Raw genomic sequence first — 1385 nt, 5'->3', positions numbered from 1 at the left:
CGGTCGCGCCCGCCACGCCCCCGCGCGCAACGCCGGGTGAATGCCGAGCGCGCCGTGCGCCACCTGGGCCGCAGCACCGTGCGCGCCAGCATCCTGCGCATTCCCGGTATCTATGCGCCCGACCGCGAAGGCGGCACGCCCGAAGCCCGCCTGCGCCGTGGCACCCCGGTGCTGCTGCCCGAGGACGACGTCTACACCAACCACATCCATGCCGACGACCTGGCCCGCGCCTGCGTGGCGGCCCTGTGGCGCGGCCAGCCGCAGCGCGTGTACCACGTGAGCGATGCGAGCGACCTGAAGATGGGCGACTACTTCGATCTGGCCGCCGACCTGTACGGTTTGCCGCGCCCGCCGCGCATCGCGCGCAGCGATGCGAAGGCGCAGTTGCCCGCGCCGCAACTGAGCTTCATGGGCGAGTCGCGCCGGCTGGATGCCACGCGGCTGCGCAAGGAACTGCGCGTGGTGCTTCGCTACCCGACCGTGGCCCAGGGCCTGCGCGCAACCTGACACGCCCACCCGCACGCATCAGCGCGGGTGGACGTTTCCTTGCTGGTCGTAGCAGCGGAACACGTTGCAGTGCGAAATCGGCGCGGAGGGCACCGGGAGCGCCGGCTGGACCACCACCGGGCGCCGGGGCGGCAGCACCACGACGGCGGGGGGGCGCGTAGTAGTCGCCACTGCCGCCGCTGTAATTGCGTGACCGTTCGACTTCCGCGTAGCCCTGCGGGCCGAGGCAGTCGAGGTCCATCTGGCGCTGGGCGGCCGTCAGGCGGGCCTGGCCGTCGTAATTGCCCCCGCCCGATTCGCTGGCCACCCGGTCGAGGTTGCGGCGCGAACGGGCGCATTCGGGGGATCGGGACGGATCGGCCGGGGCCCGGGCGGCGGCGCGCTCGCGTTCCTGGCGTGCCTCCTGCTGGGCTTCCTGGCGCTCGATCTGCTGGCGCTGCTGCTTGAGCTGCAACGCCTGCAGGGCCTGGGCCCGCTCCTCCTCGATTTCCTCGCGGCTCTTGCGGGCTTCGACCTCGCGCGCGGCCGTGCCCTTCTCGCACGCTCCGTCGGTGTAGGTGACCTTGCCGGAGGCGGGGTCGGTGCAGCGCATCACCTGGGCATGGGTAACGAAGGGGGCCGCAGCGCACGCCGCCACCGCCAGCGCGGCGCCGAGGCGCCATGCGGCAGAGCGAGGGGCTAGGAAGACAGGGCGCTGGATCATGGCCGTTTCCTGTGGGCGATCGGTCGGTTCAGGTCGGTGGAGCCGGGCGGTCAAGGCCGGTTCTGGGGATTTTGCTCCAGGCGCCAACCCGGTGCCGGCCGCTGGTCTTGCGCGCCCGGCGGGCGGCGGTCTTCGCCGCGCTGGCGGTCGGCCTGTTCGCGGCGCTGCCGGTCCA

At 73.0% G+C, this 1385-nt stretch carries 2 protein-coding genes; one reads left to right on the top strand and one right to left on the bottom strand.

The window, feature by feature from the left end; all coding sequences use genetic code 11:
* On the top strand, positions 1–507 hold a 507-nt coding region (locus tag AC27KI_RS24850), incomplete at its 5' end, for a Rossmann-fold NAD(P)-binding domain-containing protein (protein ID WP_487116453.1).
* Here the strand turns inward: AC27KI_RS24850 and AC27KI_RS24845 are convergent.
* Positions 407–1210, bottom strand: coding sequence for a DUF4124 domain-containing protein (locus AC27KI_RS24845; protein WP_487116451.1), 804 nt, complete (start codon positions 1208–1210; stop codon positions 407–409). The two genes, AC27KI_RS24850 and AC27KI_RS24845, sit on opposite strands and share 101 nt — an antisense overlap.
* Positions 1211–1385: the final 175 nt, after the last annotated feature.

It is taken from the genome of Acidovorax sp. KPB24-03 (genome assembly GCF_057546605.1).
Note: the sequence above shows the minus strand (reverse complement) of the source record. Positions and strands in the feature narration are given on the sequence as shown.